The 23934-nt window shown below is 30.4% G+C and carries 24 protein-coding genes; 9 read left to right on the top strand and 15 right to left on the bottom strand.

Features of this window, described 5'->3' with window-relative positions; translation table 11 throughout:
• The first annotated feature begins 65 nt into the window (after positions 1-65).
• Genes BWR22_RS07505 through BWR22_RS07495 form a run of 3 tightly spaced genes read left to right on the top strand, consistent with a single transcriptional unit; the run spans position 66 to position 1990 of the window.
• Positions 66-620 (top strand): NUDIX hydrolase, encoded by a 555-nt coding sequence (locus BWR22_RS07505; protein WP_076733071.1) that lies wholly within the window; start codon positions 66-68, stop codon positions 618-620.
• An 18-nt stretch (positions 621-638) separates the two neighbouring features.
• Positions 639-1322 (top strand): PrsW family intramembrane metalloprotease, encoded by a 684-nt coding sequence (locus BWR22_RS07500; protein WP_076733070.1) that lies wholly within the window; start codon positions 639-641, stop codon positions 1320-1322.
• Positions 1323-1360: 38 nt separating this feature from the next.
• Positions 1361-1990, top strand: coding sequence for a hypothetical protein (locus BWR22_RS07495; protein WP_076733069.1), 630 nt, complete (start codon positions 1361-1363; stop codon positions 1988-1990).
• 3 nt (positions 1991-1993) lie between these two features.
• Here the strand turns inward: BWR22_RS07495 and BWR22_RS07490 are convergent, their stop codons facing one another.
• The 3 genes from BWR22_RS07490 to BWR22_RS07480 form a co-directional block, all read right to left on the bottom strand.
• Positions 1994-2617 (bottom strand): MarC family protein, encoded by a 624-nt coding sequence (locus tag BWR22_RS07490; protein WP_076733068.1) that lies wholly within the window; start codon positions 2615-2617, stop codon positions 1994-1996.
• 112 nt (positions 2618-2729) lie between these two features.
• Positions 2730-4496, bottom strand: coding sequence for an ABC transporter ATP-binding protein (locus BWR22_RS07485; RefSeq protein WP_076733067.1), 1767 nt, complete (start codon positions 4494-4496; stop codon positions 2730-2732).
• A 21-nt stretch (positions 4497-4517) separates the two neighbouring features.
• Complete coding sequence (locus BWR22_RS07480; protein WP_076733066.1) at positions 4518-4961, bottom strand: DinB family protein; 444 nt, start codon at positions 4959-4961, stop codon at positions 4518-4520.
• Positions 4962-5029: 68 nt separating this feature from the next.
• Here BWR22_RS07480 and BWR22_RS07475 point away from each other — a divergent pair, with 68 nt between their 5' ends.
• Positions 5030-6247, top strand: a complete 1218-nt coding sequence (locus tag BWR22_RS07475) for a multidrug effflux MFS transporter (protein WP_076733065.1) — start codon at positions 5030-5032, stop codon at positions 6245-6247.
• Positions 6248-6316: 69 nt separating this feature from the next.
• Entirely contained in the window at positions 6317-7879 is a 1563-nt protein-coding gene (locus tag BWR22_RS07470; RefSeq protein WP_076733064.1) for a protein adenylyltransferase SelO, read from the top strand.
• Between the two features lie 92 nt (positions 7880-7971).
• Here BWR22_RS07470 and BWR22_RS07465 read toward each other — a convergent pair whose 3' ends face one another.
• Complete coding sequence (locus tag BWR22_RS07465) at positions 7972-8157, bottom strand: CsbD family protein (RefSeq protein WP_076733063.1); 186 nt, start codon at positions 8155-8157, stop codon at positions 7972-7974.
• A 179-nt stretch (positions 8158-8336) separates the two neighbouring features.
• Here BWR22_RS07465 and BWR22_RS07460 point away from each other — a divergent pair, with 179 nt between their 5' ends.
• The gene (locus tag BWR22_RS07460) at positions 8337-9644 is read left to right on the top strand and encodes a patatin-like phospholipase family protein (RefSeq protein WP_076733062.1); all 1308 of its coding nucleotides are present in this window, start codon (positions 8337-8339) and stop codon (positions 9642-9644) included.
• On the opposite strand, the gene BWR22_RS07455 is transcribed toward BWR22_RS07460, so the two are convergent.
• The 8 genes from BWR22_RS07455 to BWR22_RS07420 form a co-directional block, all read right to left on the bottom strand.
• On the bottom strand, positions 9637-10371 hold the full coding sequence (locus BWR22_RS07455) for an acyl-CoA desaturase (protein ID WP_076733061.1): 735 nt from the start codon (positions 10369-10371) through the stop codon (positions 9637-9639). The two genes, BWR22_RS07460 and BWR22_RS07455, sit on opposite strands and share 8 nt — an antisense overlap.
• Positions 10372-10431: 60 nt before the next feature.
• On the bottom strand, positions 10432-11004 hold the full coding sequence (locus tag BWR22_RS07450) for a Crp/Fnr family transcriptional regulator (RefSeq protein ID WP_076733060.1): 573 nt from the start codon (positions 11002-11004) through the stop codon (positions 10432-10434).
• A 110-nt stretch (positions 11005-11114) separates the two neighbouring features.
• Positions 11115-11675: a YceI family protein gene (locus BWR22_RS07445; protein WP_076733059.1), complete on the bottom strand. Its 561-nt coding sequence runs from the start codon at positions 11673-11675 to the stop codon at positions 11115-11117.
• Positions 11676-11772: 97 nt separating this feature from the next.
• Entirely contained in the window at positions 11773-12357 is a 585-nt protein-coding gene (locus tag BWR22_RS07440) for a Crp/Fnr family transcriptional regulator (RefSeq protein ID WP_076733058.1), read from the bottom strand.
• 98 nt (positions 12358-12455) lie between these two features.
• Entirely contained in the window at positions 12456-14165 is a 1710-nt protein-coding gene (locus BWR22_RS07435; RefSeq protein ID WP_076733057.1) for a serine hydrolase, read from the bottom strand.
• Positions 14166-14228: 63 nt separating this feature from the next.
• Positions 14229-16136 (bottom strand): acetate--CoA ligase, encoded by a 1908-nt coding sequence (gene acs / locus BWR22_RS07430; RefSeq protein ID WP_076733056.1) that lies wholly within the window; start codon positions 16134-16136, stop codon positions 14229-14231.
• Between the two features lie 24 nt (positions 16137-16160).
• Positions 16161-16526 carry a DUF779 domain-containing protein gene (locus tag BWR22_RS07425; protein WP_076733055.1) on the bottom strand — a complete coding sequence of 122 codons (366 nt, stop codon included), beginning with the start codon at positions 16524-16526 and terminating at the stop codon, positions 16161-16163.
• A gap of 69 nt (positions 16527-16595) precedes the next feature.
• The gene (locus BWR22_RS07420; protein WP_076733054.1) at positions 16596-18095 is read right to left on the bottom strand and encodes an aldehyde dehydrogenase family protein; all 1500 of its coding nucleotides are present in this window, start codon (positions 18093-18095) and stop codon (positions 16596-16598) included.
• Positions 18096-18267: 172 nt separating this feature from the next.
• Between BWR22_RS07420 and BWR22_RS07415 the strand changes: the two genes are divergently transcribed.
• Complete coding sequence (locus BWR22_RS07415) at positions 18268-19191, top strand: AraC family transcriptional regulator (protein ID WP_076733053.1); 924 nt, start codon at positions 18268-18270, stop codon at positions 19189-19191.
• On the opposite strand, the gene BWR22_RS07410 is transcribed toward BWR22_RS07415, so the two are convergent.
• The 3 genes from BWR22_RS07410 to BWR22_RS07400 form a co-directional block, all read right to left on the bottom strand.
• Positions 19188-20561, bottom strand: a complete 1374-nt coding sequence (locus BWR22_RS07410) for an alanine/glycine:cation symporter family protein (RefSeq protein WP_076733052.1) — start codon at positions 20559-20561, stop codon at positions 19188-19190. The genes BWR22_RS07415 and BWR22_RS07410 overlap by 4 nt on opposite strands.
• A 95-nt stretch (positions 20562-20656) precedes the next feature.
• Positions 20657-21607 carry a phosphoribosylaminoimidazolesuccinocarboxamide synthase gene (locus BWR22_RS07405; RefSeq protein ID WP_076733051.1) on the bottom strand — a complete coding sequence of 317 codons (951 nt, stop codon included), beginning with the start codon at positions 21605-21607 and terminating at the stop codon, positions 20657-20659.
• 91 nt (positions 21608-21698) lie between these two features.
• Positions 21699-22655 carry a PhoH family protein gene (locus BWR22_RS07400; RefSeq protein WP_076733050.1) on the bottom strand — a complete coding sequence of 319 codons (957 nt, stop codon included), beginning with the start codon at positions 22653-22655 and terminating at the stop codon, positions 21699-21701.
• A gap of 122 nt (positions 22656-22777) precedes the next feature.
• Between BWR22_RS07400 and BWR22_RS07395 the strand changes: the two genes are divergently transcribed.
• The gene (locus BWR22_RS07395; protein WP_076733049.1) at positions 22778-23611 is read left to right on the top strand and encodes an SAM hydrolase/SAM-dependent halogenase family protein; all 834 of its coding nucleotides are present in this window, start codon (positions 22778-22780) and stop codon (positions 23609-23611) included.
• Positions 23612-23614: 3 nt separating this feature from the next.
• Positions 23615-23911, top strand: coding sequence for a putative quinol monooxygenase (locus BWR22_RS07390; RefSeq protein WP_076733048.1), 297 nt, complete (start codon positions 23615-23617; stop codon positions 23909-23911).
• Positions 23912-23934: the final 23 nt, after the last annotated feature.

Here is a 23934-nt window from a genome sequence, read left to right as displayed (position 1 = left end):
TATTATAGTAACGTAGCAATCTTTTGAATAAAACCATCAATAGGTTGCTACGTTTTTTTATAGCAATGAAAAAAGAAATATTAGATATTGTAACCAAATCTGGACAACCAACTAACAAAACAGCATCAAAAAGCGAAGTTCATAGCAAAGGCCATTACCACAATACTGTACATATTTGGTTTTATACTAAAGGAGGAGAAATATTATTAGCACAACGCGCGGCTACAAAAGTAATTTGTCCTTTACTTTGGGATGTAAGTGTTGCTGGACATGTAGATGCTGGAGAAACATTAGAGCATGGAGCTATTAGAGAGATTCTAGAAGAAATTGGACTAATTATTTCTGAATCTGAATTAGAAAAAATTGGTGTTTTTGAATGTTTTCAATCTTATCCCAATGGAATTATTGATAATGAATTTCACCATACATATATTGCAGAATTAAAAGTTGATGCATCCAAATTAAAACCTCAAGCAGAAGAAGTTGAAGATTTAAAACTAGTAAGTATTAAAGAGTTTAATAACTTATTAAACAACTCAACAACAAATAATCATTTTATAGCCAGTAATGCATCTTATTATTACAAAGTAGTTGAAGCTATATTAAAAAGAATAACTTAATTTTTCTAAATTCGCTTTATGGAATTAATTGTTTATGCGCTTGCTCCAGTAGCTATAGTTATTTTATATATCTATTTAAAAGATAAATACGAAAAAGAACCTAAGCGCTTACTTTTAATTTCTTTTTTACTTGGTGCAATTGTTAGTATAATAATTACTACAATTTTGTATGGTGTTTTTGATTTAGCTTTACCATTAACAAACAGTTTAAGCGTTTGGCAGCAATTTGTACAAGCTTTTTTTGTTGTTGGTTTTTCTGAAGAATTAAGCAAATATCTCATTGTTTTACTTTTTGCACAAAGACACAAAGCTTTTAACGAACCTTTTGATGGTATTGTATATGCTGTAATGGTTTCTATGGGTTTTGCTGCAACCGAAAACATTTTTTACGTTATGGAAAGCGGACCGTCTACAGCTTTATTAAGAGCCTTCACCGCTATTCCAGCACACGCTACTTTTGCCATCTTAATGGGTTACTTTATGGGTAAAGCAAAATTTTCTAGCAATAGAATAATATTAAACCTAACAGGACTTTGTTTAGCTATTTTATTTCACGGTGCCTACGATTTTTTCTTATTTATAGATTTTATACCTGGTATTTGGGTTGGTGCCTTTATATCGTTATTTATTGCACTTATTTTATCTCGAAAAGCCATTAAAAAACACCAAGAAATCTCTTATTTTAATATAGAAGAAGAATAATTTTGTATCTTTATTTTGCTTGATTTAAGGTTATAATTTTGTTTAGAATTTTAAAATATTTACTATTATTAGTTTTAGTGCAATCTTGTGCTACTAAAAAATATGTAAATAAAAAGCAGTTAAAAGGTACTATTTCCAACCTTACAGAATCGAAATATATTATTAAAAACAATAATAAACAATTAGTTGAAAAAACGATAATACAACTAACCAATAATGGACGCATTAAATATGCTGAAACAGCAGATGCAAACAATAATATTATTGAAACCGTAGAAAAGAAACTATTTTTTAATAAAAAATCATTTCCGGAAAAAGAAGCTCACTATTGCAAAACACGTTGGAAACCAAACCAACGAGAACGCATTAGTTGTTACACCCAAAAGCAGTATAAAGAAAATGAAATTATTGTACACTATAACAAAAATGGTACAATAGATAAAACAGTAGATAATTTCTCAGATTTTTCTACAAAAAAATATTATTACAATACTAAAACTAATAATTTAGAAACTATTTTAGTTACAAATAAAGATGGAGAAAAATTAAATAAAATCTCCTATAAATGCCTTAAAAAAGATACTGTTGGTAACTGCATAACACTAGAAAAAAGTTTTTCTAATTCAGTAAACAAAATGCTAATTTTAAGAGATTTTAATTACCAATAAATATTAAAGTGAAAAAATAGACATTACAGAAGCAATAATATACTCTACTCCTATTGCAATAACTATAAAACCAATAATTCTTGATAAAGCATTAATTCCTGAGGCTCCTAAAAACCGAACAATAAGATGTGCGCTTTTTAAAACAAGATAAATAGTTAATGCTGCCATTAACATAGCGCCAACAATAATGCAAATGTCTTTAATTAAATTAAATTCTTGATTATAAGTAATTAATAACGATATTGTTCCAGGTCCTGCCAGCATTGGTATAGCTAGAGGTGTTAAACTAATAGCTTCACGATTATGTATATCTTCTTGAACCTTCTTTCGTTTCATACCTTTATGTTCTCTAAACTTACCAGTAAGCAACGCAAAACCAGAAGAAGCAATAATCATACCTCCTGCTATTTTTAAAGCATTTAAACTTATACCAAAAAAGGATAAAATATACTTGCCTGCAAAAAAGGATAACAACAATATTATAAGCACGTCTATTGCTGTCCAAAATGCAGTAATTGCACGCTCTTTTTTTGTGTGCTCTTGTGTTAATGCTACAAAAACAGGTACTGTTCCTAAAGGATTCATGATTGAAAATAATGCACCAAATGCAATAAAAAGTAACTCCATTGTTTTTTGCAGTAAAGTCACAATTTTTACCAATGCTTTAGGTTACCAATACTTTAAAAATCTTTAAATAAAAAGTAATCAATATAAAGCTAATGTTAAGCCTAATTGTATTCTATATTTTAGCTTGATATGTATATAAATCGAAGTAACGACCTTTTTTTGCAATTAAATCGTCGTGGTTGCCACGCTCTGCAATTTTACCAGCTTCAATAACTAAAATCTGGTCTGCTTTACGAATAGTACTTAAACGATGTGCAATTACAATTGTAGTTCTGTTTTTAGTTAACTGTGCTAAACTTTTTTGAATTAAAGCTTCACTCTCTGTATCTAAATTAGAAGTTGCTTCGTCTAAAATAATAATTTTAGGATTGGCTAAAATAGCTCTAGCAATAGCTATACGTTGCCTTTGTCCTCCAGATAGCTTCACTCCTCTTTCACCAATTAAGGTTTCTAAACCATCTTCAAAACGATCTGTAAATTCATTTACATATGCCGCTTGTACTGCTGCTTTTAGTTGCTCCTCTGTAGCATCGGGTCTTGGAAACATAATGTTTTCTCGAATGGTTCCTTCAAACAAAAATTCGTCTTGTAAAACCACACCTAAATGTTGTCTAAAACTATTTAATTTTACTTTAGATAAATCTTCTCCATCAATAGTAATTTGTCCGCTTTTAGGATTTAAAAATGTTGCCGATAAACCAGCAATAGTCGATTTTCCAGAACCAGAACTACCTACTAATGCTATTACAGAACCTGAAGCGGCTTTAAAATTAATGTTATGTAATATGGTTTTATTTTCTTCGTATTCAAAAGACACATTATTAAACTCTATTTCACCTTTAAAATTTTGAAGTGTTATGGTTCGGTTTTCGTCATCTTCTTCAGCAGACATATTCATTAGTTCTTCGGTTCTATCTAAACCTGCTAATGCTTCGGTTAATTGACTTCCAATATTACTCATTTGTATTATTGGCGCAATCATAAATCCTAAAAGTAAAGTGAAAAATAAAAAATCTCCAGTAGACATTTCTCCAATAATCATATAATAACCACCAATTCCCATTATTCCTGTAGTTGCCAGACCTATTAAAAAGGTTGAAGAACTCGTCATTAAAGCAGTTGCCGTTAAACTCTTTTTTACATTTTGGTAGAGCCTATCTACACCTTTTTCAAAAGCGGTATTTTCTTGCTCTTCGGCATTAAAAGCCTTAATAACACGCACTCCTGCTAAAGTTTCTGTTAATCTACCGGTAACTTCTGCATTAATTTTTCCTCTTGCTCTAAATATTGGTCTTATATATTTAAAGGCTTTTAATGCTATAATTCCAAAGATTGATAATGGAACAAATACAAAAAGTGTCATCCACGGATTAATTCTTATTAAAAGAATTAGAGAAATAATTGCTGTAAATGTACCACCTACTAATTGTACTAAACCAGTACCAATAAGGTTTCTTACGCCTTCAACATCTGTCATTATTCGCGAAACTAATGCGCCTGATTTTGTATTGTCGAAAAAACTTATTGGTAAAGACAGAACTTTCTTTTGCACTTGCGCTCGTAATTCGCTTATTAAATATTGTGCCTGAATACTTAATACTTTAGTTAGTAAAAATGAAGTTACAGCTTGTATTGTTATTGCTGCAATAACAATAGCTATTAATATCCATAATTTGCCTGTATCTCCACTTGGTACAACCTCATCTAATAAAACTTTACTTTGCCATGGCAAAATCAAACCAGATAGACTTTTTATAACTATTAATATTAAACCTAAAAAAACTAGTTTTCTTCTTGGCCAAATTATAGTTACAAATGCTTGTTTTAAGGTTACTTTGGGTTTTGTTTTATTATTTGTAGTGTCTTTAAAATGTTGCATTTTATCTTTTTTACAAAGATACTACTCTAATAAACGCCTATGATAATTAATTTGTCCTAAGTGATAAGTTAAATGTGCCAGTAAATGAATAACAAAAAACTCAACCGTCATTGTATCTTCAAAAACACGACGCTTATACTCTTTGTTTAAATCGTCTTCTGTTAATTGTTTTAAAGTATTTTCAATCACTAAAACAACCTCGTCTATTTTAAAACATAAATCTTTTTTTGAAACATCTTTTAGAGAGAATTCTAATTCACGCTGTCTCACATAGCCAGTGTTTCCTAATTCTGCTCCAATAAAATGATTAAGATTTCCTACAATATGCAAACATAAATTACCGGCGCAATTGGGAGTCATTTCTGTTGTTAACCATAAATTAGTTTCATTTTTATAAAGATTTATTTCATCTTTTAATTTATTTAATTCTCTTTTATAAAGTTTAATTAAGCTATCTGTAAGCATTTATAATTTATATTAGTATTAACTCTTTTCCGAGTAAAAATAGTTAATATTTGGCGTACTTTTGCACGATGAAAGAAAACCAACCTGTAAAACTAAGTTTTGTTGCTTTAATGGCTTCTTTAATGGCTATAGTTGCCTTAGCTATTGATGCTATATTGCCTGCAATTTCTACAATTACTTCAGACATTAATAGTGTAGATGCAAATGATGGTAAACAATTAATTACCATGATATTTTTAGGACTAGGTTTTGGGCAACTTGTTTTTGGACCACTATCTGATAGTTTTGGAAGAAAGCCTATTGTTTACATTGGTTTTTCAATTTTTGTTATCGCTAGTTTAATTTGTGTTGTATCTCCATCCATGGAACTTATGATAATTGGTAGAGTTTTACAAGGTATTGGTTTAGCTGCACCAAGAACAATTGCTATTACAATAATTAGAGATACATATAAAGGCGATTTTATGGCAAAAATAATGTCTTTTATTACAACTATATTTATTCTTGTTCCTGTTGTAGCACCACTTATGGGCAAATTTATTTTAAATCATTATAATTGGACTGGAATTTTTTATGTGCAATTAGTAATTGCCATTTTAGTTGGTTTTTGGTTTTGGAAAAAACAACCAGAAACCTTAAAACCGGAGCATAAAATAAAATTTAATAAACTTGTATTTATAGATGGCTTAAAAGAACTTTTAAAGCATAAAATATCTATAGGTTTTACTATTGTTTCTGGTTTTATTTCTGGCGCATTTATAGTATACTTAAGTGCTTCTCAAGTAATTTTTGAAAATCAATATGGGCTAATAGACGAATTCCCATACATATTTGCTGGTTTAGCCACAGGTGTTGGCTTAGCCACTTTTTTAAATGGTAATTTGGTTATGAAATTAGGGATGTGGCGATTATCTTTTATTGCCATATGCGTATTTAGTTTTAATGCTTTAATTTATGTTTTATTATTTTGGAATACTAATAATCCTTCGTTAGAAGTTTTACTTGTTTTCATGGCCATACAGTTTTTTACTATTGGTTTTATTTTTGGAAATATTAGAGCAATAACTATGGAGCCAATTGGACATATAGCTGGTATTGGTGCTGCAATAACTGGTTTTGTTTCTACAATAATGGCTGTACCAATAGCTAATTTTATTGGAAGTTTTGTTACCAATACAGCACTACCATTATTTCTAGGATTTACTGTTTTTGGAATGTTATCTCTTGCTATATTTATTTATATGAAACGCCTCTCTAAACGTGAGTTTATAAAACTTAATGCTTAATATTTTTAAAGTATATAATTAGTAAAAGCTATTATAAAAAATTTTGTATATTAAATAGAAAGTACCATAATGCAGCTTCATATAAAAGACACTTTTAATAAAGAGTTACCAGCAGATCCTATTGTTGAAAACACAAGACGCCAGGTTAAAAATGCCTGTTATTCTTTTGTTACTCCTAAACACACAAAAAAACCTGAATTACTTCATGTCTCTCCAGAAATGTTAATGGAATTAGGTTTAACCAAAAAAGATGCTGAAAGTAACACTTTTTTAAACGTATTTACAGGCAATAGTGTGTTGCCAAATACAAAGCCTTATGCTATGTGTTATGGTGGACACCAATTTGGAAACTGGGCAGGACAATTAGGAGACGGTCGTGCCATTAATTTAGCCGAAGTTGAACACAATAATAAACTTTGGGCCATACAGTTAAAAGGTGCAGGCGAAACACCATATTCTAGAACAGCAGACGGTTTAGCTGTTTTACGCTCCTCCATTCGCGAATATTTATGTAGCGAAGCCATGCATCATTTAGGTGTGCCAACTACAAGAGCTTTATCTTTAGCTTTATCTGGAGATCAAGTGTTAAGAGATATGCTTTATAATGGTAATGCCGCTTTAGAAAAAGGTGCTATTGTATGCCGTGTTGCACCAAGTTTTTTACGTTTTGGTAATTATCAAATATTGGCAGCACAAGAGGATACTACAACATTAAAAACACTAGTAGATTATACTATAAAACATCATTTTTCGCATTTAGGTGCACCATCAAAAAATACTTATTTACAGTTTTTTGAGAGTGTATTAAATAGCACTTTAAAAATGATTATACATTGGCAACGTGTAGGTTTTGTACATGGTGTTATGAATACAGATAATCTTTCTATTCTTGGTTTAACAATAGATTATGGTCCTTACGGCTGGTTAGAAGGTTACGATAACGATTGGACGCCAAACACAACCGATAGTCAATTTAAGCGCTATCGCTTTGGTGCACAATTAGATATTGGACATTGGAACTTATTTCAACTCGCAAACGCTTTATATCCTTTAATTGAAGAGGCCGATGGTCTAGAGTCAATTTTAAATTCTTATCCAAAAAAAGCTAAAGCTCAATACATTGCAATGATGCGAACTAAACTTGGTTTGTATACAGAAGATGACAAAGATGAAGAGCTTATTATTAACTTAGAGAAAAACCTACAGTTAACCGAAACAGATATGACAATTTTTTTTAGAAATCTTAGCCATTTCTCTACTAAACATTCTCAAGATGGATTAAAAGTTATTAAAGATGCTTTTTATATACTAAGTGATGTAAACGATACTGTAAAAACAAAATGGAATACGTGGTTTAATAATTATGCTATACGTTTAAATAAAGAAACTATTTCTGCTAAAGAACGACAGCTTAAAATGAACCAAACAAACCCAAAATACGTATTACGTAATTATATGGCACAATTAGCAATAGACGATGCTAATAAAGGTGACTATAAACTTATAGATGAGTTATTTAATTTACTCAAAAAACCTTATGATGAGCAACCAGAAAACCAAAAATGGTTTGTAAAACGACCAGATTGGGCTAGAAATAAAGTAGGTTGCTCTATGTTATCTTGCAGCTCTTAGCTTAAACTTTCAAAATTCTTAGAATATTTAAATAAAAAAAAGCGTCCCTAAATTTTAAATTTAGAGACGCTTTTGAAATTAAAAACTAGTTTCTACCAGTTATCAATTTCCTTTTTTAAATCTTCTTTAGTTTTACCATAGCGTTCCTGCATTTTTCCTGCAAGTTTATCCATGTTCCCTTCTGCTTCAGTGTACTCATCATCGGTGATTTTTCCATACTTCTTTTTAAATTCACCTTTTATTTGTTTCCACTTACCTTTAAATTGATCTTCGTTCATAATATTTTTGTTTTAATGTTAATAATATTAAATATAAGCCTTTAAATACAAGCTGTTTAGCGCTTTAAAAAATGATTTTGACTTTAAAAAAATCAATATTTTGTTAAAATGGCTATCAATTTTTTGATTATTTTAGGATTTAATTAATTACAACGTTTCTGTAAACACAGAAAGCTCTTATGAAAAACAATCAAAAAATAGGATTAAGTCTTTCTGGTGGAGGCTATCGCGCGACTATTTACCACCTAGGCACGCTTAAAAAACTTAAAGAATTAAACATTCTTGATAAGGTTGATATTATTTCTACCAATTCTGGTGGCTCTATTACCGGAGCTACTTATGGTTTGTACGAACATGATTTTGAAACTTTTGAAAATGTTATAAGAAAAGGTGTAAAACGTAGCGTTATAAAAGGCATTTTAACATCATGGCGCTTTTTACTCTCTTTTTTAGGTTTAATGTGCTCCATTGCTGTTATAATATATCTAATTTATAGCAATCATTCGTGGTTTGGTTTTGGTTTATTACTACTTTTAATAGTGCTTTTACTTTCGTTTCAGTTTAAAATATTTCCTTTTAGCAAACTTAACGAGCGTATGTATAATCGAATATTCTTTAATAATAAAACACTTTCTGCATTATCACCCAAAATTAGATTTGGTATTAATGCTACTAACTTAGAAACTGGACGTTTATTTACATTTTCTAATGCAAGTATGGGAGACTCGGTATACTCTTATCCTGACGACGAAGATAAAAGTGAGCCTATTGTTTTTAAAGCCGAAAAATTTCCTATTGCCAGAGCTGTTGCTGCCTCTACTTCTGTACCATTTGTTTTTACTCCTGTAAAAATTGATAAAGAATTTTTTAGTAATCCAGACGATTACACTCGTGTAAAACCAAGATTGGTTGACGGTGGTGTTTACGATAATCAAGGCGCACATAAACTTACACAAACCAAGAGTGCTTATGGTAGTCAAATTGTAATTATTAGCGATGCAGGAAATACTATGCCATTTAAAAATACTTATAAAAACACATTAACATTACTTATTAGAACTAGCGATGTGTTTATGAATAGGATTAAAAACTTACAAATGGTACAATATTTATACGAAAATTATACTACAGCTAAACGTGAGATTGCCTATCAATCCTTAGGCTGGAATATTGAAGATTCTATTCCTAAATTTTTAGATGGTGTAAAAGAAGGTATTATTTTACCACAAGTTTTAAAGCACCACAACATTACAGAAACCGATATCTCAAATAAAGATTGGTTAAACATAAGTAATAAAGTAAAAAAGAGTATTAATTATCAATCTATAGTAGCAAATGCTAATACTAAAGAACAATTAGAGATTGCAAGAAATGTAAGCACTAATCTTACGCCATTAAAAGATATAGAAATTGAAGCATTAATAAACCATGCTTCTGTTTTAACAGAAATACAAGTAAAGTTGTATTGTGTGAGTTTGTTTAAATAGTTGTTTTTTTTAGCTTAATAATTTTAAGCTTATCTAAAACTACCATTATACAGTATGTAAAGTCTATTTCATGCCATTTTACTCCAAAATTAGCACGACCACTATGTGTGTGATGGTTGTTATGGTAACTTTCTCCCATCATTAAAAAATCGAATGGTAATAAATTTTTAGATGTATCTTTTACTTTAAAATTTGTATAACCATAAATATGTGCAAACCAATTTATTATTACACCATGTATTGGCGCCATAAAAAATGCTACTGGCAATAATAACCATTGCCACCACGCTGTTGCAAATACTATAAAAAAAGCAACATAAGCTGCTGCCCAAGTTAAACGAGATACTCTAGAGCTTGCAAAATTATCAAAACGCTTCCATTGCGGTACATTTTTAGTAAATTTATCTGCTACAGTAATACGTTTTTGATTTATATCTTGATAGATGTTTTTTGTTCGCCACATCATAGAAAATAGATTAGGATCGTATTTTGGTGAGTGCGGATCGTTTTCTGTATCTGCATAAGCATGATGCATTCTATGCATTACACCATAACCATAAGCGCTTAAATAGTTACTGCCTTGGAAAACCCAAGTTAATACAAAGCAAACGCGCTCTGTAACTTTAGACATTGTAAAAGTTTGATGAGCTGCATAACGATGTAGAAAAAAAGTTTGAAAAAATAAACCTGTATACCACAGTATTATTATAAATATTAAAATTGCCATAGTCCTTGCTTTAATTTTGCAAAGGTCTATATACTTACTACCAATTAAAATGAACCTAAGTTAAGAAATACGTTTTCTAATTCTACTTAATGCTTGTGCAGTAACACCAATGTAGGAAGCTATATATTTTAAAGGAACTTCTTTTATAAGGTTAGGACGCTCTGTAAATAAATTGAGATAACGCTCTTCGGCTGTTTCATTTAAGAGAGATTGTTCTCTTTTAGATTTGATAAGAAATAACCGCTCTGAGGATAAACGACCAATAACATTTCCTGCAAAACTTTTTGTGTAAACCTCTTGCAAGTCGTTATACGAAATACTCCACATAGAAATATCAGACAGTGCTTGTAATTTGTATAATGAAGGCTTTCTTGTTAAAAAAGAATCGTAAGCACTTACAAATTCGTTTTTAAAGCAAAAGCCAAAGGTTATGTCTTTATCTTTATCTTCTTTTGGTATTAAAAACCTAGCAATACCACTCTCAATAAAAGATATATAGTTTTCTGTTTCGCCAACATCTAGAATTGTACTTTTCTTTTTAAAAACTCTATTCTTTAATTTTGACGAAAACAGTTGCCAGTCTTCATCTGAAATTGCTACCGTTTTTTCTATATATTCCCTAATATTTATCATTCTAAATTATTACATACAAATAACGTTATTTTTTTATCTAAACTTTTAATTTTCTTACATAAAAAAAGCGTCTTTATACCTAAGACGCTTTTAAAATTTAATAAATAAAATTAGAATTGTAAATCTGCTACCAAATCAAATTCATCATAAATAGCTTTATCTTTTAAACCATCAAAAAAGTTTGCCGAACCATATTTTACACCAAATTTTGTTCTGTCTATTTTTAATGTTGCAGTTGCTTTACTCCCATAAACAGAAATGTTTACTGTTACAGGATTTGTTTTATCTTTAATTGTTAAATCTCCTGTTACTACGTAAGAGTTCTTTCCTGTTAATTTAACGTTTGTAAAAACTAATTTTGCTGTTTTAAAATTGTTTACACCAAAGAAATCGTCAGATTTTAAATGTCCATCTAATTGACCTTTATAATCTCCTTCTAAATCTGTAGTATTAATAGTTGTCATATCCATAACAAACTCTCCACCAGTTAAAACCTCATCTTTAAAATTTAAATTTCCAGATTGTAATGTTATTGTACCTTCATGAGATCCTGTTACTTTGTAACCTTTCCACACTACTTTACTATCTGCAGTGTTTATAGTTTTGTTTTGTGCCATAATTGTTGTTGTAAATGTTGCAAATGTTATAATTGCTACTAAAATTTTGTTCATTTTTATATGTATTAATATTAATACAACAAAGGTCTTACAACGGTTGGATAGAAAAAATGACCTAGTTTATTAAATAATATTAAACTAGATTAACATTTTAATGTTGGTTAGCTATTTGACTTTTAATTTTACTTAAAAACTCCTTAGTTATACCAAGATAAGATGCCACCATATATTGCGGAATGCGCTGTTCTATTTCAGGATAACTTTGTTTAAAAACTAAATATCTTTGCTTTGCAGACATGCTAAAGTTTCTAACAATTCTTTTTTGTGAAGCAACATAGGCCTTTTCGATTATTATTCGAAATAAACGTTCTAACTTTGGTATTTTAGAATAGGCTTTTTCAATATTACTACGTGATATCTGAATTAATTCTGTATTTTCAATACATTGTACATTAAAATCTGAAGGTGCTTGAGAAATAAAACTTCCCAAATCTGAAGCCCACCAATTTTCAACACCAAACATGATTATGTGCTCTTGACCTAAATCGTCCACATAAAACATTTTAACACAACCAGAAATAATAAAACAACTAGTATTGCAAATATCGCCTTGTTGTAAAATATATTGACCTTTTAAATATTTACGATACACTAATTTTGAAGCAAAATATAACTCTTCGTCTTCTGTTAGTGTAACTATTTTATTAATGTAGGTTAATAGTGGTTGGATTTTCATTATAGTAATTTAATTACTAAACAAATATAAAAAAAGCCATTATAAGTAATAGCTTTAGTTTTTTAATACTTGTTTAAATATATGTTATAAGGCTACATTTATTCCACACGTTTACCAGGTATAGTTTGTCCATTTTGAAACAGAGTTAAACTATCTATCTTACCTTTATTATTTGCATTAAATTCTACCATAGCTTCTACCACTTTTAGGTAAAACTTATTATAGTCTGATGGAAATAACTCGAATTGCGGTTGTCCTGTTGCCTGAGCAAATAATCTACCGTCTTTAGTTGTAATTTTAATACTAAAAGTTGGAGCTAACTGGTAATTACCTACATAGCTTTCTAGCATTTCTTTTGAAACACTTACTTCTTTTAATGTTACACCTAATTCTTGTAATACTTTTTTAGCATTATCATTTCCTGGATTAAGTTCTAATGACTTTTTATAATTTTTAATAGCTAAGTCTTGGTTTTCCATTTTTAAATAAGCTTCTCCTAAAGAATCGTATGGGTTTGATTCTTCTGGAAAAACTTCAACATTAAGTTTAAAAAGCTCTAATGCAATTTCTGGTTTGTTATTTTGTAAATATTTATAACCAAGTGTATTTAATTGCTCAACATCAAAATTATAAGCCGCTTCATTAGTATTCTTTTCATTTTTGTAACTTGCTATAGCCTTTGTAATACCTTTATTTATAATTTCTTTATCTAAAAATTGTGCAATGGAAGGCTTTATAGCTTTTAGCGGATAACTTGGCACCATTAATTTTATAGCAATAGCATCTACATTCTCATTACTATTTGTTAATACTACAACTCCTTTTTTAGCTTCTTTGTCTAAGGCTGCCATTGCGCTATAGCCTCCTGTAGCTCCATTATGCATTAAAAACTTGCCACCTTCTATAAACCATCCTAAAGCCATTTCTACTTTTTGTTCTGGATTTTTGTATGCAGATTGATGTGCTAAAGACATTGCATTATGCAACTTAGAATCTACATTATCACTATTAATATTAGCTTGAATATATTTTACCATATCGCTAACCGAAGAACGAATTCCTCCTGCTCCTCCAAGTGTAATAATATCCCAATTTGAAGTTTCAACAAGACCAGCATGACCTTTAGCTAATCGATTTTTCATAGCTTTTGTAAAAACTAACCTTGTATCGTTCATTTTTAATGGATTTGCAATATGCTCGATTACTAATTCTTCGTATGTTTTTCCGCTTTGTAACTCTAAAATATGTCCTAATAATCCCATACCAACATTAGAATAATCTGTAACAGAACCAATATCTACTGTTAATTCATGATTAGATAGAAAACTATATAAATCATTATATGTATAATCTACATAAGGATTATTAGGGTCTGTTTGCATTAAATTACTTGGTAGTTTTGGCAACCCAGAGGTATGCGTTGCTAAATTTTTTAAAGTAATTTCTTTTCCATTACGTGTTGGTGTTTTAACATCTTTTGGTAAATATTTTGAGATAGGATCTTCTAAATTCATTTCTCCACTATTTACTTTTAAAGCTAAAAGTGTTGTTGTAAATGTTTTTGAAATTGAACCTATTTCGAAAACAGTGTTTTCATTAATAGTTGTTCCGTTTTTTAAAGCGGTTTTTCCAAAGCTATAATACTCTACATCATCACCATCTATAAATCCAACCACAATACCAACATTAATTTGGTTATTTATTCTAGATTGAATGTATTCTTTTACTTCATTAGAAATTTTATCTTGTTGAGCATAAGTTGCAACACTTAACGTAATTAAGCTTATAAAAAGAACGATTTTTTTCATGAGAAATTATTATTGAAGGTTGGTTATTATGCTTATAAGACGCATAAATTTAAAAAAGTTACATTATAAAGCATTATCTATAATCTCTTGTACGCATTCTGGATTTAAAAGTGTACTAATATCTCCTAAATTACTGGTATCTTTTTCGGCTATTTTACGTAAAATACGACGCATAATTTTACCGCTTCTTGTTTTTGGTAATCCATTAGTAAATTGAATTTTATCTAATTTAGCAATAGGACCAACTCTATCTGAAATAAGCTGATTTATTTCTATTCGTAAATTATCATGGTTTCTACTTTCTCCAACATCTTTTAAAGTAATGTAACCGTATAAAGCACTTCCTTTTACATCATGTGGGAATCCTACAATTGCACTTTCTGAAACGGCTGGATGCTCGTTAATTGCATCTTCAATTGGAGCTGTACCTAAATTATGTCCAGAAACAATAATAACATCGTCTACTCTACCGGTAATTCTATAATAACCAACCTCGTCTCGTAATGCGCCATCTCCAGTAAAATATTTATTATTAAAGGCAGAGAAATAGGTTTCTTTATAACGCTGGTGGTTTCCCCAAATAGTACGTGCTATACTTGGCCATGGATACTTTATACATAAACGACCCTCTACTTGATTACCTTTTAATTCTTCTCCATTTTCATCCATTAAACATGGTTGAATACCTATAAATGGTAAAGTTGCATAGGTTGGTTTTGTAGGTGTAACATAAGGAATTGGTGTTATCATTATACCTCCTGTTTCGGTTTGCCACCACGAATCTATAATTGGGCTTTGTCCTTTTCCTATATTATCATTATACCAATGCCATGCTTCTTCATTAATTGGTTCGCCCACACTTCCTAAAACCTTAAGTGATGATAAATTGTATTTTTCTACCAATTCTACTCCTTGTTTTGCTAAAGCACGAATTGCTGTTGGCGCAGTATAAAACTGTGTGATTTTATGTTTTTCTACTATATCCCAAAAACGTCCAAAATCTGGATAACTTGGAACACCTTCAAACATTACAGTTGTTGCTCCATTTGCTAATGGTCCATAAACAATATAACTGTGTCCTGTAATCCAACCAATATCTGCTGTACACCAATACACATCGCCTTCTCTATATTGAAAAGCATTTTTAAACGTGTATGCCGTATAAACCATATAACCAGCGGTTGTATGTACCATACCTTTTGGTTTACCTGTAGAACCTGATGTATATAATATAAATAATGGATCTTCGGCATTCATAACTTCAGCCTTTAATTGATCTGAAGCTTTGTCTAATAAAGGTTGTAACCATTTATCGCGACCTTCTTTCATATTTATATTAGAATTAATTCGCTTAGCAACCAAAACTGTTTCTACATTGTCGCAACTTTCTAAAGCTTCGTCTACAATACCTTTTAAATCTATAGTTTTTGCGCCACGATAAGAACCGTCACTAGTAATTACCATTTTACAATCACTATCATTTATTCTGGTTGCTAATGCTGTTGCAGAAAATCCTGCAAATACTACAGAGTGTATTGCACCTATTCTTGCACAAGCTAAAATGGAAATTGCTAATTCTGGAATCATTGGTACATAAATACAAACGCGATCACCTTTTTTAACTCCTTGTTCTTTTAATACATTTGCAAATTTATTTACACGATGGTATAATTGTCTATACGTAATATGCTCTGCTCCTTCTTCTGGGTTATTAGGCTCAAAAAGTATTGCTGTTTTATCTCCTCTTGTTGCTAAATGCCTGTCTATACAGTTTTCTGTAATGTTTAGTTTTGCACCTTCAAACCATTTAATTTCTGGTTTAGTAAAGTCCCATTCTAATACTTTATCCCATTTCTTTCGCCATAGAAAATGTTCTTCGGCTATTTCTTCCCAGAAATGTTCTGGTTCTCTAACCGATTTTCTATAAACTTGATAATATTCTTCTAAATGTTTTATGTGGTAATTACTCATTATATTATTATTTGCTACAGCAATTTAAGATTTCTTATTGGTATTTAAAAACGCTTCTTCTTCTTTAGTTAATAATCTAGAATGAATTAAAAAACGTAAGCCTAACGGAATTTCTAATGAGAAACTTGCTCCTCTACCTTCTGTAATATCTACCGTTAAATGTGTATGTTTCCAATACTCAAACTGGTCTTGATTCATATAAAAATTTACACCATTTATAGTACCTAAGAGTACATCGCTTTCGTCTAGGTACATGTCGTCTTTTTCAAAAAGCATTGGTGCAGAACCATCACAACAACCACCACTTTGATGAAATATTAACTCGCCATATTTTTGTTTTAATTGTTCTAAAATTTTTGATGCTTTATCTGTAATTGCAATTCTTTCCATAACTTAAATGTATTAAAAAAAGGCTGAATTATTTTAAACTCAGCCTTTAATGCTATTAATTAAAAACTTCTAAAAGAAGCCTAATTTATTTTTATCGTAAGAGATTAGCATGTTTTTAGTTTGACGATAGTAATTAAGCATCATCACATGGTTTTCTCTACCAAATCCAGATTTTTTATAACCACCAAATGGTGCGTGAGCAGGATAAGCATGATAGCAATTTACCCAAACACGACCTGCTTTAATCGCTCTTGGTATTTGGTAAAGTTGGTGAGCATCACGTGTCCAAACTCCAGCTCCTAATCCGTACAGTGTATCGTTTGCAATTTCTATAGCTTCTGCTTCATCTTTAAACTTTGTAACACAAGCTACTGGGCCAAAAATTTCTTCTTGAAAAACTCTCATTTTATTATGACCTTCTAATAATGTTGGCTTAATGTAAAAACCGTTTGCCAAATTACCTTCAAGTTTATTAGCTTCTCCTCCTGTAAGCACCTTGGCACCTTCGTCTTTTCCTATTTTAAAATAAGATTGGATTTTTTCGTATTGATCATTAGATGCTTGTGCTCCAACCATACAATTTTCATCATACGGATTTGACTGTACAATTGCATTTGTTCTTTCTATAACACGTTCCATAAAAGCATCGTAAATGTCTTCTTGTACTAAAATTCTAGATGGACATGTACAAACTTCTCCTTGATTAAAAGCAAATAAAACAGCGCCTTCTATGGCTTTATCTAAATATTCATCATCATGATCCATTACCGAGTTAAAGAACACGTTTGGCGATTTACCACCAAGTTCCATAGTAACAGGATTTAAGTTTTTAGATGCATATTGCATAATTAATTGTCCTGTTGTAGTTTCTCCAGTAAAAGCTACTTTATCTACACGAGAGCTTGACGCTAAAGGTTTTCCTGCTTCTGGCCCAAAACCATGAACTATATTTACAACTCCTGGAGGAAAAACTTCTGCAATTTTTTCCATTAATAAAGTTGCTGATGATGGTGTTTGTTCTGCTGGTTTTAGCACAACACAATTTCCTGTTACTAAAGCTGGAGGCAGTTTCCATGACAACATTAACAATGGAAAATTCCACGGTATTATTTGCCCAACTACACCTAATGGTTCTTTAATATTCATAGAAAGCGTATGTTGGTCTAGCTCTGTCGCACTACCTTCTTCCGATCGAATACAAGCTGCAAAATAACGCCAATGGTCTATTGCCAAAGGAATATCGGCATTTAAAGTTTCACGAATTGGCTTACCATTATCACAGGTTTCTACAAGAGCAAATTCTTCAAGATTAGCTTCAATAATATCTGCTACTTTATTTAATAAAGTTGCACGTTCTGTTGCAGATGTATTTCCCCAACTTTCTTTTGCTGCATTAGCAGCATCTAAAGCCAACTCTACATCTTCTTTTTGTGATCTTGGATATTTTGCTATTAAACTATTATCTACAGGAGACGTGTTTTTAAAATATTGACCTCCTAATGGATCTACAAATTTTCCATTAATAAAATTGCCGTATTTTTCTTTAAATTTTGGTTTTGAATAACTCATATAAATTTGTATTAAATTGCTAATTAGATAATATTTATACTTAAAAAATATATTATCTTTATTTTTGATAAAGTTATTTTATCATATCCTAATATTCTTGAACATATTTATTATATTATTGAACATATCTATTATTTCTTTATTTATGGATTAAAATTTTGTAATATTGAGTATGAAGTCTTTATTAAATAAACATAAAAGCAAAAGAAAAATTACTACTTTAGTAGAGAACAGAACGACGTATAGTGCTGAATACGCAGAGCTTAACATTTATGAAACTCATGCTTTCGCAGAAAAAGTTTCGTTAACTTTTGATTTTCCTATTATAGCTAGCATGCTCACTGGAAAAAAAGTAATGCATATTGATGGATTTGAAGCTTTCGATTTTTTTCCTGGAGAATCTGTAGTTATGCCTACAAAAAAAGAAATGGTTATTGATTTTCCTATTGCGACCAAAGAACAACCAACACAATGTTTAGCTTTAGGTATTGATGCCTTTAAAATTGATGAGGTTGTTGAAAAATTTAATCAACAAGTAGCTATTGAAAATGAAAATAACACTTGGGATTTGGATGAAACTGCTTCACATTTAATAAATAATATCGATGTTAATCATTTAATTGAAAGATTAACTTATACTTTTACTAATAACAATAAATCTAAAGATGTGTTATTAGATTTAATGATACAAGAATTAATTGTTAGACTGCTACAAACTAAAGCAAAATCCTTAATTATTAATGATCCGCATCAAGTATTTAATGATACTAGAATTGGAACTGTTATTAAGTTTATAAAAGAAAATTTAACCAATAAAAATATTAGTGTAGATCTTTTAGCTAAGAAAGCATATATGAGTACTTCTCATTTTCATAAACAATTTAAAAACACTTTAGGTATCTCTCCTATTGATTATATTAATTCGGAAAAAATAAAGTTTTCAAAAAAACTGATTAAGGAATCTAAAAACTTTAGAATGTCTGAAATTGCATTTAAATCCGGATTTAATAACACAAGTTATTTTAATAGACAGTTTAAAAAAATGGAGTTAATGACACCGCAACAATTTAAAGCCTCTATAAACAATAAAGCTTAAGCGTTTTTGGTTCTTTTAAAATATGCTTTTGCTTCTTTTAAAACTTTTGGAGCTAAAATTAAAGTTGCTGTCATTGTTGGTATTGCCATCAAGGCAAATACACCATCTATTAAATTAATCATTAATGCTAAAGAAGTTGTTGCGCCTAAAATAATACTTAAAATATAGAAGTAATTATAATAATGTTTGTTCTTTTCTCCTACAAGAAACGACAAACACTTACCGCCATAATAAGCATAAGAAAATAAAGAAGACACACTAAAAACAACAATACAAAGTAATAATAAATACCTACCAAATGTTGGCATTGCAGCACCAAAAGCATTAGCTGTTAAACTTACTCCATTTGCTTCTGTAGTTTGCCAAACACCTGTTACTAAAATAGCTAAAGCTGTAAGTGTACAAACAATTAAAGTATCTATTGCTGGACCTAACATAGCAACTAAACCTTCACGAATTGGTTCGTTTGTTTTTGCTGCGCCATGTGCTAAAGGCGCAGTACCTATTCCTGCTTCGTTAGAAAATGCACCACGACGAATTCCCAGAATAATTAATCCTCCTAAAAGTCCGCCTAAAAAGGCATCTCCTTTATAATTTTCTGCTGCAAAAGCATCTGTAAAAATGAGTTTAAAATATGTTGGTACCACATCTACATTCACAAATAAAATTACTAAAATTAATACAAAATAGAGTAATACCATACTTGGTACTAGTTTAGATGCCACCTTACTAATCCTATTTAAGCCTCCTAAAATTACAATAGATGTAATTGTAACTAAACAAATACCAATAATTAAGTTTGACGTAAAATTTACGGCAACTCCATTTGGTTTTAATACAATATCATTAATTGCTTGTGTAAGTTGATTTACGTTAAAAACAGGTAACGCTCCAATTAAGCCACAAAGACTAAAAAACACAGCCAAAGGTTTCCAATGTTTACCCAAACCTTCTGTAATAAAATACATTGGTCCACCTTGTGTATTACCTTCACTGTCTTCTCCTCTATACATAATCGCTAAACTAGACGTGAAAAACTTTGTAGACATACCAATAATTGCACTAATCCACATCCAAAAAACAGCTCCCGGTCCACCAATGGAAATTGCGACAGCAACACCTGCAATGTTTCCCATACCAATAGTAGAAGATAATGCCGTTGTTAAGGCTTGAAAATGGCTTATTTCGCCTTTATCTTCTGGGTTGTCATATTTACCACGAAGTACTTGTATAGCATGACCTAAGTAACGAAATGGTAGGAAACGAGATAGAATTAGCAAATACAAACCACCTCCTATTAATAATATTAATAATGGTAACCCCCAAACGAATGAGGCAAAATCTGCTATAATTTTATTTATTGTCTGCAATGCTTAAATTTTTAATGTGTAAACTATTGTAAATAAAAAGACCTGTCTGCTTTAAAAAAAATAGACAGGCTTTTTTATAAAAATTTGATGATTTATTATTTAGATAAATAAGCCATAACATTCTTCTCTATACGTTCTTGAATATTACTTACATCTGCTTTTACAAATTTCTCTCCCATAATTTTTTCATATAATTCTATATATCTTTCTGAAACAGTTTCAATATATTCATCACTCATTACAGGAACAGTTTGTCCTTCTAATCCTTGAAAATTATTTGCTATTAACCATTGTCTCACAAATTCTTTAGAGAGTTGTTTCTGTGCTTCACCTTTATCTTGACGTTCTTGGTAGCCATCTGCATAAAAATAACGTGAAGAATCTGGTGTGTGAATTTCATCGATTAATACAATTTTACCTTCTTTAGTTTTTCCAAATTCATATTTAGTATCTACTAAAATTAAACCTCGAGAAGCGGCAATTTCTGTTCCTCTTTTAAAAAGTTTTCTTGTATAATCTTCTAAAACTATATAATCTTCTTCTGTAACAATTCCTTTTGCTAAAATATCTTCACGAGAAATATCTTCGTCATGATCTCCCATTTCTGCTTTTGTTGCAGGTGTAATAATTGGTTCTGGAAATTTATCGTTTTCCTGCATTCCTTCTGGCATAGCAACTCCACAAAGTATACGCTTTCCGGCTTTATATTCTCTAGCTGCATGGCCAGACATGTAACCACGAATAACCATTTCTACTTTAAAAGGCTCACATAAATGGCCTACAGCTACATTTGGATCTGGTGTTGCTGTTAGCCAATTTGGTACCAAATCTTCTGTTGCTTTCATCATACTTGTTGCGATCTGGTTTAATATTTGTCCTTTGTATGGAATACCTTTTGGCATCACTACATCGAAAGCAGATAATCTATCTGTTGCAACCATTACTAATTCTTGATCGTTTATATTGTAAACTGCTCTTACTTTTCCTTTATAAAGACTTTTTTGATTTGGAAAGTTGAAATTAGTGTCTATTATTGTATTACTCATTAGTTTTATTTATTGATGAGTTGATTTATTATTTTTTATTAAAATACTTAATAAGTATTAGGCAAAACAAAGGTATAAATACACTTTAAAATTATGCTTCAATATTTTCAATATTTCTATAAGCAGCAATAACTTTCTTAACTAACTTATGCCTAATAACATCTTTATCGTCTAAGAAAATCATACCTATACCTTCAATATCTTTAAGTACTAAAAGCGCTTCTTTAAGTCCAGAAACAGTACGGCGTGGCAAATCTATTTGACCTGGGTCACCTGTTAATAAAAATTTTGCATTTTTTCCCATACGTGTTAAAAACATTTTCATTTGTGCATGTGTTGTATTTTGACCTTCATCTAAAATTACAAATGCATTATCTAATGTTCTACCACGCATAAATGCTAATGGTGCAATTTGTATGGTTCCGTTTTCTATATACTGCGATAGCTTTTCTGGTGCTATCATGTCGCGAAGTGCATCATACAATGGTTGCATATAAGGATCTAATTTTTCTTTTAAATCTCCTGGAAGAAACCCTAAATTCTCACCTGCTTCTACTGCTGGACGCGTTAAAATTATACGTTTAACCTCCTTATTTTTTAATGCTCTTACAGCCAATGCCACTCCAGTATATGTTTTTCCTGTTCCTGCTGGACCAATAGCAAAAACCATATCATTTTTACGTACCAGCTCAACCATTTTTCGCTGATTTGCTGTTTGAGCTTTTATTATTTTACCATTAACACCATGTACAATAGTTTCGCCGCTTTTTTCGGAAGTAGCATAATCGTCACTACTATTACTGGTTAGCACACGCTCTATTACGTTTTCATCTAATTTATTGTACTTAGCAAAGTGTTTAAGTAACATGGTTAGCCTTCTGTCAAACTCATCTAAGAGTTCTTCTTCGCCATAAGCTTTAATTTCATTGCCGCGAGCAACAATTTTTAATTTTGGAAAGTGCTTTTTTAAAAGCTTAATATTTTCATTTCCTGCTCCAAAAAATTCTTTTGGAGTAATTTCTTCAAGTTGAATTATTATTTCGTTCAAAAGCGCACCGTTTTAATTAAGTTTTTATGTTCTAATTTCTTAGTTTTGTTCTGTGTTATAAACTTAAGAAAGTTATAGAACTTTTATTCGCTAAAATTAAAATAAATATCAACAATTACTAAATGGCAATTATCACGTTAACAACAGACTTTGGTGAGAAAGATCACTTTGCTGGTGCGATAAAAGGCGCTATTTATAGCGAAATGCCAGATGTTAGAATTGTTGATATCTCTCATTCTATTTCTCCTTTTAATATTCCTGAGGCTGCTTATATTATTCAAAACGCATATAGTAGTTTTCCAGATGGCACTATACATATTATTGGTATTGATGCAGAAATAAATCAAGAAAACAAACATATTGCAATGGAATTAGACGGGCATTATTTTGTTTGTGCTAATAATGGTATTATGAGTATGATTTGTGCTGAAATTTCGCCAAAACAAATTGTAGAAATAAACATTCACGATAAAATTGAAACTAGCTTTCCTGTTTTAGATGTTTTTGTAAAAGTTGCTTGCCACATTGCTCGTGGTGGTACGCTTGGAGTTATTGGTAAAAATATTACAGAAATTAAACCAATTAGAAATTTACAACCATATGTAAATGATGAGAAAACACAAATTATAGGTAGTATTATTTATATAGATAATTATGGCAATGTAGTTACTAATATAAAGAAATCTTTTTTTGAAAAAATACAATTAGGACGACCTTTTGAAGTCTCTGCAAGAAACCATAAATTTAAAAAAATATACACTAAATATAGTGATATTGTAAATTTTGATACACCTGAAGAATTAAGAACAGATGAAGGTCGAGGACTGGTTGTTTTTAATTCTTCTAATTACTTAGAAATTGCTATTTATAAAGGAAACACCGGAAATATTGGTGGAGCAAGTAGCTTAATGGGATTAAAATTACGAGATACCGTTTCAATTAATTTTATAAAATAAATAATGTTAGTAAGAATTGTAAAAATGAGTTTTGCAGAAGAAAATATCGAGACTTTTCTCGCTAATTTTGAAAAAGTTAAACTAAAAATAAGAGGTTTTAATGGTTGTCAATATTTAGAATTATATCGTGATAAGCACAATACAAATATCTTTTTTACGTACTCTTATTGGAATACTGAAAACGATTTAAATAATTACAGACACTCCAATTTATTTAAAGATGTTTGGGCAGAAACAAAACCAATGTTTAATGCTAAGCCTGAGGCTTGGAGTGTGGATAAAGTTGTTAGCTTACAATAAACAATCTGCAATAGAGAATAAAA

The organism is Lacinutrix venerupis (assembly GCF_001971745.1).
Lineage (GTDB): Bacteria > Bacteroidota > Bacteroidia > Flavobacteriales > Flavobacteriaceae > Lacinutrix > Lacinutrix venerupis.
This window is presented reverse-complemented; position numbering and strand designations above follow the sequence as displayed.

Bases quoted from the DNA above. Each gene is read 5' to 3' on its own strand.
- BWR22_RS07485 (WP_076733067.1), bottom strand. From the start codon at position 4,496: ATGCAACATTTTAAAGACACTACAAATAATAAAACAAAACCCAAAGTA.
- BWR22_RS07470 (WP_076733064.1), top strand. From the start codon at position 6,317: ATGCAGCTTCATATAAAAGACACTTTTAATAAAGAGTTACCAGCAGAT.
- BWR22_RS07490 (WP_076733068.1), bottom strand. From the start codon at position 2,617: ATGGAGTTACTTTTTATTGCATTTGGTGCATTATTTTCAATCATGAAT.
- BWR22_RS07500 (WP_076733070.1), top strand. From the start codon at position 639: ATGGAATTAATTGTTTATGCGCTTGCTCCAGTAGCTATAGTTATTTTA.
- BWR22_RS07395 (WP_076733049.1), top strand. From the start codon at position 22,778: ATGGCAATTATCACGTTAACAACAGACTTTGGTGAGAAAGATCACTTT.
- BWR22_RS07475 (WP_076733065.1), top strand. From the start codon at position 5,030: ATGAAAGAAAACCAACCTGTAAAACTAAGTTTTGTTGCTTTAATGGCT.
- BWR22_RS07425 (WP_076733055.1), bottom strand. From the start codon at position 16,526: ATGGAAAGAATTGCAATTACAGATAAAGCATCAAAAATTTTAGAACAA.
- BWR22_RS07390 (WP_076733048.1), top strand. From the start codon at position 23,615: ATGTTAGTAAGAATTGTAAAAATGAGTTTTGCAGAAGAAAATATCGAG.
- BWR22_RS07465 (WP_076733063.1), bottom strand. From the start codon at position 8,157: ATGAACGAAGATCAATTTAAAGGTAAGTGGAAACAAATAAAAGGTGAA.
- BWR22_RS07505 (WP_076733071.1), top strand. From the start codon at position 66: ATGAAAAAAGAAATATTAGATATTGTAACCAAATCTGGACAACCAACT.
- BWR22_RS07435 (WP_076733057.1), bottom strand. From the start codon at position 14,165: ATGAAAAAAATCGTTCTTTTTATAAGCTTAATTACGTTAAGTGTTGCA.
- BWR22_RS07450 (WP_076733060.1), bottom strand. From the start codon at position 11,004: ATGATAAATATTAGGGAATATATAGAAAAAACGGTAGCAATTTCAGAT.
- BWR22_RS07445 (WP_076733059.1), bottom strand. From the start codon at position 11,675: ATGAACAAAATTTTAGTAGCAATTATAACATTTGCAACATTTACAACA.
- BWR22_RS07405 (WP_076733051.1), bottom strand. From the start codon at position 21,607: ATGAGTAATACAATAATAGACACTAATTTCAACTTTCCAAATCAAAAA.
- BWR22_RS07455 (WP_076733061.1), bottom strand. From the start codon at position 10,371: ATGGCAATTTTAATATTTATAATAATACTGTGGTATACAGGTTTATTT.
- BWR22_RS07420 (WP_076733054.1), bottom strand. From the start codon at position 18,095: ATGAGTTATTCAAAACCAAAATTTAAAGAAAAATACGGCAATTTTATT.
- acs (WP_076733056.1), bottom strand. From the start codon at position 16,136: ATGAGTAATTACCACATAAAACATTTAGAAGAATATTATCAAGTTTAT.
- BWR22_RS07480 (WP_076733066.1), bottom strand. From the start codon at position 4,961: ATGCTTACAGATAGCTTAATTAAACTTTATAAAAGAGAATTAAATAAA.
- BWR22_RS07460 (WP_076733062.1), top strand. From the start codon at position 8,337: ATGAAAAACAATCAAAAAATAGGATTAAGTCTTTCTGGTGGAGGCTAT.
- BWR22_RS07440 (WP_076733058.1), bottom strand. From the start codon at position 12,357: ATGAAAATCCAACCACTATTAACCTACATTAATAAAATAGTTACACTA.
- BWR22_RS07415 (WP_076733053.1), top strand. From the start codon at position 18,268: ATGAAGTCTTTATTAAATAAACATAAAAGCAAAAGAAAAATTACTACT.